Source organism: Candidatus Burkholderia verschuerenii, from assembly GCF_001189365.1.
GTDB lineage: Bacteria > Pseudomonadota > Gammaproteobacteria > Burkholderiales > Burkholderiaceae > Caballeronia > Caballeronia verschuerenii.
This window is the reverse complement of record NZ_LFJJ01000259.1, coordinates 1-6,509: the sequence shown is the minus strand read 5'-3', so window position 1 is coordinate 6,509 and position 6,509 is coordinate 1. Positions and strand designations below refer to the sequence as shown.

General features: G+C 62.3%; 5 protein-coding genes and 4 pseudogenes. 3 read left to right on the top strand and 6 right to left on the bottom strand.

Translation table 11 applies throughout. From position 1 onward, the window contains the following. The 3 genes and pseudogenes from BVER_RS30830 to BVER_RS26865 form a co-directional block, all read left to right on the top strand. A pseudogene (locus BVER_RS30830) lies at positions 1 to 287 on the top strand (oxidoreductase dimerization domain-containing protein); the annotation flags it as partial. Between the two features lie 9 nt (positions 288 to 296). Next, a pseudogene (gene zapE / locus BVER_RS26870) lies at positions 297 to 1,284 on the top strand (cell division protein ZapE); the annotation flags it as partial. A 130-nt stretch (positions 1,285 to 1,414) separates the two neighbouring features. After that, positions 1,415 to 1,834 (top strand): transposase, encoded by a 420-nt coding sequence (locus tag BVER_RS26865; RefSeq protein WP_198155419.1) that lies wholly within the window; start codon positions 1,415 to 1,417, stop codon positions 1,832 to 1,834. A gap of 83 nt (positions 1,835 to 1,917) precedes the next feature. On the opposite strand, the pseudogene BVER_RS26860 reads toward BVER_RS26865, so the two are convergent. The 6 genes and pseudogenes from BVER_RS26860 to BVER_RS32995 form a co-directional block, all read right to left on the bottom strand. Continuing rightward, positions 1,918 to 2,372, bottom strand: a pseudogene (locus BVER_RS26860) (DUF2147 domain-containing protein). A 23-nt stretch (positions 2,373 to 2,395) separates the two neighbouring features. Next, positions 2,396 to 3,184 carry a 5'/3'-nucleotidase SurE gene (surE, locus tag BVER_RS26855; protein ID WP_050455854.1) on the bottom strand — a complete coding sequence of 263 codons (789 nt, stop codon included), beginning with the start codon at positions 3,182 to 3,184 and terminating at the stop codon, positions 2,396 to 2,398. Positions 3,185 to 3,267: 83 nt separating this feature from the next. Continuing rightward, a complete protein-coding gene (locus tag BVER_RS26850) occupies positions 3,268 to 3,507 on the bottom strand; it encodes a hypothetical protein (protein ID WP_050455853.1) in 240 nt (79 codons plus the stop codon). Between the two features lie 162 nt (positions 3,508 to 3,669). Further along, the gene (locus BVER_RS26845; protein WP_050455852.1) at positions 3,670 to 4,473 is read right to left on the bottom strand and encodes a DUF1571 domain-containing protein; all 804 of its coding nucleotides are present in this window, start codon (positions 4,471 to 4,473) and stop codon (positions 3,670 to 3,672) included. A 79-nt stretch (positions 4,474 to 4,552) separates the two neighbouring features. After that, complete coding sequence (locus tag BVER_RS26840) at positions 4,553 to 6,307, bottom strand: AMP-binding protein (RefSeq protein ID WP_050455851.1); 1,755 nt, start codon at positions 6,305 to 6,307, stop codon at positions 4,553 to 4,555. A 79-nt stretch (positions 6,308 to 6,386) separates the two neighbouring features. Continuing rightward, positions 6,387 to 6,509: pseudogene (locus BVER_RS32995) on the bottom strand (IS5/IS1182 family transposase); the annotation flags it as partial.

Genomic DNA, 6,509 nt, shown 5'->3' with positions numbered 1-6,509 from the left:
CGTGGACGACCACTGCGCGACGAGCGTGCCGGGCGTCTACGCGATCGGCGACGTCGTGCGTGGCCCGATGCTCGCGCACAAGGCGGAAGACGAAGGCGTGGCGGTGGCGGAAATTATCGACGGCCAGAAGCCGCATATCGATTACAACTGCGTGCCGTGGGTCATCTACACGGAACCGGAAATCGCGTGGGTCGGCAAGACGGAACAGCAGCTCAAGGCCGAAGGCCGCGAGATCAAGACCGGCCAGTTCCCGATGATGGCCAATGGCCGTGCGCTCGGTATCGGCAAGGCAGAAGTCCTACAAATCGCGCCGTTCGAACGCGATCACGAAGTTTCTGGTGCGTCCGGACTTGCCGCGCGGCGTGTACATGTGGGGCGGCGTCGGGCGCGGCAAGAGCTTTCTGATGGACAGCTTTTACGCGGTCGTGCCGGTCAAGCGCAAGACGCGTCTGCATTTCCACGAATTCATGCGCGAAGTGCATCGCGAGCTGGAAGAGCTGAAAGGGCAGGCCGATCCGCTCGACGAACTCGCGCGGCGTATCGCCAAGCGGTATCGCCTGATCTGCTTCGACGAGTTTCACGTCTTCGATATCGCGGACGCGATGATTCTGTATCGCCTGCTGGATCGTCTGTTCAAGGCCGGCGTGCAGTTCGTGATGACGTCCAATTACGAGCCGACGACGCTGTATCCGGATGGCCTGCATCGCGATCGTCTGCTGCCGGCCATCGAATTGCTGCAAAAGAATCTCGATGTCCTGAACGTCGATGCGGGCACGGATTATCGCCGGCAAACGCTCTCGCAAGTGAAGGCGTATCACACGCCGCTCGGCCAGGCGGCCAACGAAGCGTTGCGCGCGGATTTCGCGAAGCTCGCCGCCGTGCCGGACGAAAGCCCGATCCTGCATATCGAAAAGCGCGAACTGAAGGCGCTGCGTAAAGCGGACGGCGTCGTCTGGTTCGACTTCGCGACCTTGTGCGGCGGCCCGCGTTCGCAGAACGATTATCTCGAACTCGCGAACCGGTTCCATGCGGTGATCCTCACCGACGTTGCCACAGATGACGCCGCGCATGGCATCGGAAGCGCGCCGCTTTACGTGGCTCATCGACGTGTTCTACGACCACAAGGTCAAGCTGTTGATGTCGGCGGCGGTGCCGGCGGAAGAGCTATATCTCGAAGGCCCGATGGCCAACGAATTCGCGCGCACGGTATCGCGTATCGTCGAGATGCAATCGAAGGAATATCTCGAAGCCCCGCGCCGCCTCGCGGATACTTCGCTAACCTAATACGAGAATCAAAATTCGGCAGATTCCCAATCCGCATAAGGCTTTGCCGGTAATTTCAAGATTAGGAGCACTCTGATTCAACGGGGTGCCGCCGGTCGGTATCGTTCATTCCAGTTATCAGGCGAATAAATTGGAGAAACATACCGTGAAGCCCTACCGCGATCTTTCCGACGAAGAATGGCAGATGGTTGCACCGCTTCTTCCCGAACTGCGTCCGCGTTCGGAACTGCGCGGGCGGCCACTGGCCAACACGCGCGCCGTGCTCAATGGCGTGTTGTGGGTCATGTACAGCGGCGCGTCGTGGTCCACGATGCCGCGCAAATATCCCTCGTATCAGACGTGCCATCGCCGCTTCAAGGCGTGGCACGAGTCGGGCGTGCTGCTGCGCGTGATGACGCAGTTGTTCGGCCCGGCGGGCGAATCGCTGTATGCGCTGATGACTTCGCGCATGCGCGTGCCGGCGGATCTGCCGTTCGAAGTCGCAGCCGAAACCTATGCCGACGTGCAGCAACCGGCCGCGGCCGAAGCACCGGCACGTCGCGCGGCGTAATATCGCGCGTCGGGCATGAAAAAAAGCCGGCCGAAGCGTCACAGCTTCGGCCGGCTTTTTTGCGTCGCCGAGTTCGAGTGGCTTTAAGGCTCGCGCAGCCAGGTCTGCGAGCGTCCAAGCAGCGACACGCCGATATACCCGCGCACTACCAGTTTCTGCCCGCTGTCCTCCAGCTTCATCTTGCACTTGTAGAACTTGCTGTTCGACGGATCGAGAATCTGCCCTGCCCGCCGATCCATTCGTCGCCGTCCTGACGCATGCCTTCGATGATCGTCACGCCTTTGAGCAACTGATCCTTGCGATCGCCCGTGCAGGCGGTGCAGCGCTTGTCGGGATCGTTCAGCCGGCCGATGCCGCGCAGGATCTTGCCCGACAACTGGCCGCTGCCGTCCTGCGTGATCTGAATGACGGCTTTCGGCTCGCCGCTGACGTCATCGATGGTTTGCCACATGCCGACGGGCGTCGACACATCCGCGAATGCGCGCGCCGCGGACAGCGCGAGCACCGCGCCGAGCGCGATACGGTGAAACAGCGTCATGAAGTGTCCTCGGTGGCGGGGAATCAGATGCCCTGGCGCAGGCCGGCTTCGAGCGTCGCGAAGGTGCGTTCGTCGGTGCGATCGAAATGCAGCGGCGTGCACGACACGCGTCCCGAACCGACCACGGCCGTTTCGCTGTCGGGCGAATTCGGGCGTGCCGAACGCTGAAAACGCAGCCAGTGATAGTCCATGCCGCGCGGATCGGTATGCGTCACTACGTCGATGCCTTCCACCAGCCCGACGCCTTGCCGCGTCACCGTGAGCGGACCGGCGGCCGAGGCATCGCAGTCGGGGAAGTTGACGTTGAGGCAGGTCGGCGCGTCGTGGGAAATCGCCAGCAACTGGCGGATCACGCCGGGCGCGAGCGCGCGCGCCGTGTCCCAACGCACGTTGTCGTGATCGGAGAAAGTCTGGGACAGCGCGATGGATGGCAGCCCGAGCAGCAGGCCCGTTATCGCCGCGCCGACGGTGCCGGAGAACATCGTCTCGACGCCGAGATTGGCGCCGCGATTGATGCCGGAGAGCACCAGCGCCGGCGGCGCGTCTTTCATGATATGGCGCACGGCCATCACGACGCAGTCGCCGGGCGTGCCTTGCACGCCGTAACGCCGCTCGCCCTGACGCGACACGCGCAGCGGCGAATGCAGGCTGATGGAGTGGGACGTGCCGCTCTGATCGTGTTCGGGCGCGATCACCCAGACTTCGTGCGCGAGTTCGGCCGCGACGGCTTCGAGCACGGCGAGGCCGGGCGCGTTGATGCCGTCGTCATTGGTGAGCAGCACACGTTGAACGATGGGTTCGGAAGCGGACATCGCGAATCACTCCTTGGTCGGTGAATGGATCGACCAATTATTACAGAGTTCGCGATTTATCGACCGCATGCTTGCGTGACGAATTACTTGATGCCGAGGCCGCGCAACACGGCGTTGCCGTCTTCGGTGAGGCGCACTTGCGGGCTGCTGGCTTCCGCTGAGACGATTTCGACGTAGCCGTACTCTTGCAACGACGCCACGTCGGGCGTGGCGGCCATGACGTCGATTGGTGCGTGCATCAGCAGAAGCAGCGTGGCGATTTCGTGATGGCTGAGGAGCCGTTTAATGGCTCGCACGGGAGTTGAAGCCGAAGGGAATTTCATGGTCAAGCCCTTGTTTTTTACATGACGATGTGCGGTGCGGAAAGCGCGTGTCAGGAGCGCGGCCGCCTTGATGTCGATGAAGTGCGGATGAGGTTATCGGCGAAGTCTTAGGCGAAACTTAAATGTCGCGCGGGCACATCGACGCAGTTGTTACGCCGCATGTCAGAAGCGGTATTCCGGATTTTTCGGATCGAAAGTCAGATCGTCGAAGGTCTTTTCCTCGATCTGTTCGAACACCACGGACTCGAAAATATTCCCGTCGTTATCGAACGATTCGACCGCGCGGAACAGCGGCCGCTTCAGGTCGAGACCGAGAATCTCCTTCTTTGCATAAAACTCCGGCTGTCCGGTCGGCGTCTCGTAGGTGAACGCGACCACGCGCACGCCGCCGATCTCGCGCACCTCGATATTCTTCGACGGTTTCGTGACGCCCGCTTCGGCGAACTTTTGTCCTTCGTCGAGAAAGCGCTGCGTGATGGTGTCGATGCCCAACTCACGAATCGAATGATTCGACTGCGCGCGCGCCAGCGACCCGTCGATCGAAGTCCACATCGGCATCACGCGCAGCCAGCCGCCGAGATGGCCGTAGATCTGGTCCGGCCGTTTGGCGTCGTCGTAGAGGATTTCCTGGCCGGCGTGCGCGCCGTCGGGCAGCCATTTCGCGTAGATGCGCAGCGGCTCGTGCGTGACGCGCACCAGCATGTGATCGGCGCGTTTCGGCCACACGCCCTTGATGCGTTCGCGCCGCCGCATCGTGAACTCGTACGACACGTAATCGTGCTTGCCGTTTTGCAGATAGCGCGGCACGGCGAGCGGATCGAGCGCGCGAAAGAGTTGCGTCAGGCGATCGTCGTCGAGCGTGCCGTCGTCGGCGGCATCGGCGAGCCAGCGCGCCTGGGCGTCGACATCGAGTTTGCCGATGCGTGCGATATCGAAGTCCTGCGCGAGCGCGAGGCGCATCGTCATGCACAGACAGAGCGCGAAACCGATGAGCCGCCAATACGTAGGCCAACGAGTTCGCGCTAACGGCATGCATGGCTCTTTTTTACGGTTTGGTTTCTTTGTCGTCGGGGGCGCGCAGGCCGCGCCGCATTACCTTGCCGATCGACGTCAGCGGCAGCGAGTCGCGAAACTCGACGAAAGCGGGCACCTTGTAGCCCGTCAGATGTAAACGGGCGAAAGCCAGCAACTCTTCCACCGACAGCGTCGCATCGCGCGGCACGACGTAGGCTTTCACGCGCTCGCCCGTCACCGGATCGGGCACGCCGACTGCGGCGACCGCGCGCACCTTTGGATGCGCGGACAACACGTCTTCGATCTCGGTCGGATACACGTTGAATCCTGACACGATCATCATGTTTTTTTTGCGGTCGACGATGCGGATGAAACCGCGCGCGTCCATCGTGCCGATATCGCCGGTCGCGAACCAGCCTTGCGCGTCGATGGCGAGCGCGGTTTCCGCCGGCCGATTCCAGTAGCCTTTCATCACTTGCGGGCCTTGCACGCAGAGTTCGCCCGGCTCGCCGATATCCGCCCACGCGCCGTCGTCGCGACGCAGACGCACTAGCGTCGACGGCACCGGCAGGCCGATGCTGCCTTCGAAGCTCTCGTCGCGCGCGGCGTGCAGCGTACTCGCGCAGACCAGCGGCGAGCATTCGCTCAGTCCGTAGCCTTCGAGAATCGCCGTGCCGGTCACCGCTTCGAAACGCTCCGCGATCGCGCGTTGCGTCGCCATCCCGCCGGCCATCGCAAGCTTGAGCGAAGAGAAATCGCGCTGGCGGAATTCGTCCTTGTCGAGCAGCGCCGCGTACAGCGTGTTGAGCGCGGAGATCGCGGTGAACGGCACGTCGCGCAGCGTGCGCAGCAGCGCGTCGATATCGCGCGGATTGACGATCAGCACATTGCGCGCGCCGATGCCGAGAAACACGAGCGCGTTCATCGTTAGCGAATAGATGTGATAGAGCGGCAGCGGCGTGACGACGATTTCCTCGCCGTCGATCAGCCGCGCGCGCGACCATTCGAGCGCCTGCAACACATTGGCGATGATATTTCGATGCGTGAGCATCGCGCCTTTCGGCACGCCGGTGGTGCCGCCCGTGTACTGAATGAACGCGATATCGCCGTGACCGACGCGCACGGGCTCGAGCTTGCGTTTCGCGCCGCGCGCGATCGCCTGACGCAGCGACACCGCTTCGGGCAACGCGAAATCCGGCACCTGCTTTCTGACGTGACGCATGTACAGATCGAGCGCGCGGCCTTTGACGTTGAGGCCATCGGCGAGCAGATCGCCGAGACTCGTCACGATCACCTGTTTGACGCGCGATCCCGGCAACGCGTCCTGCAAGGTCTTCCCAAACAGATCGAACACGACGATGGTCTGCGCGCCGCAATCCTTCAGTTGATGCGCCAGTTCGCGCACCGTATAGAGCGGATTCATGTTGACGACGATCGCGCCCGCGATCAGCGCACCGAACATCGCGACGGGATAGGCGAGCGTGTTGGGCATCATCAGCGCGACGCGATCGCCGTGCTGCACGCCGATCTCCTGAAGATACGACGCGAAGGCGTGCGCTTTGCGGTCGAGCGCATCGAAACTCAGATCGGCGCCGAGGCTCGTGAAGGCGGTCTGCGCGCGATACCGCTGGACGCTTTCGTCGAAGAAATGCACGAGCGAGCGATAACGCGCCGGATCGATTTCATGCGCGACGCCGGGCGCATACGATGCGTACCAGATGCCGTCCGTGCCGTGCATACCCTGCATCTGGGCGCTTGCCCAGAGCGATGCCTGTGCCGGCTTCATGGCGTGTCTCCGTTGGCGCGTTCGGAAGACGCGCCTTATGTTCGCGCCGACGCAATGCGATGCGTGCGGTCGCGTATCCCTAGGTCCTGTTTACATTTAAGAGCGGCCCGAAGGCAGACACGATGGAGACAAAGGTGAGGTAGCTGTGGGCGAGTTTGTCATATCGAGTGGCGACGCGACGAAAATGCTTGATACGCTTAAA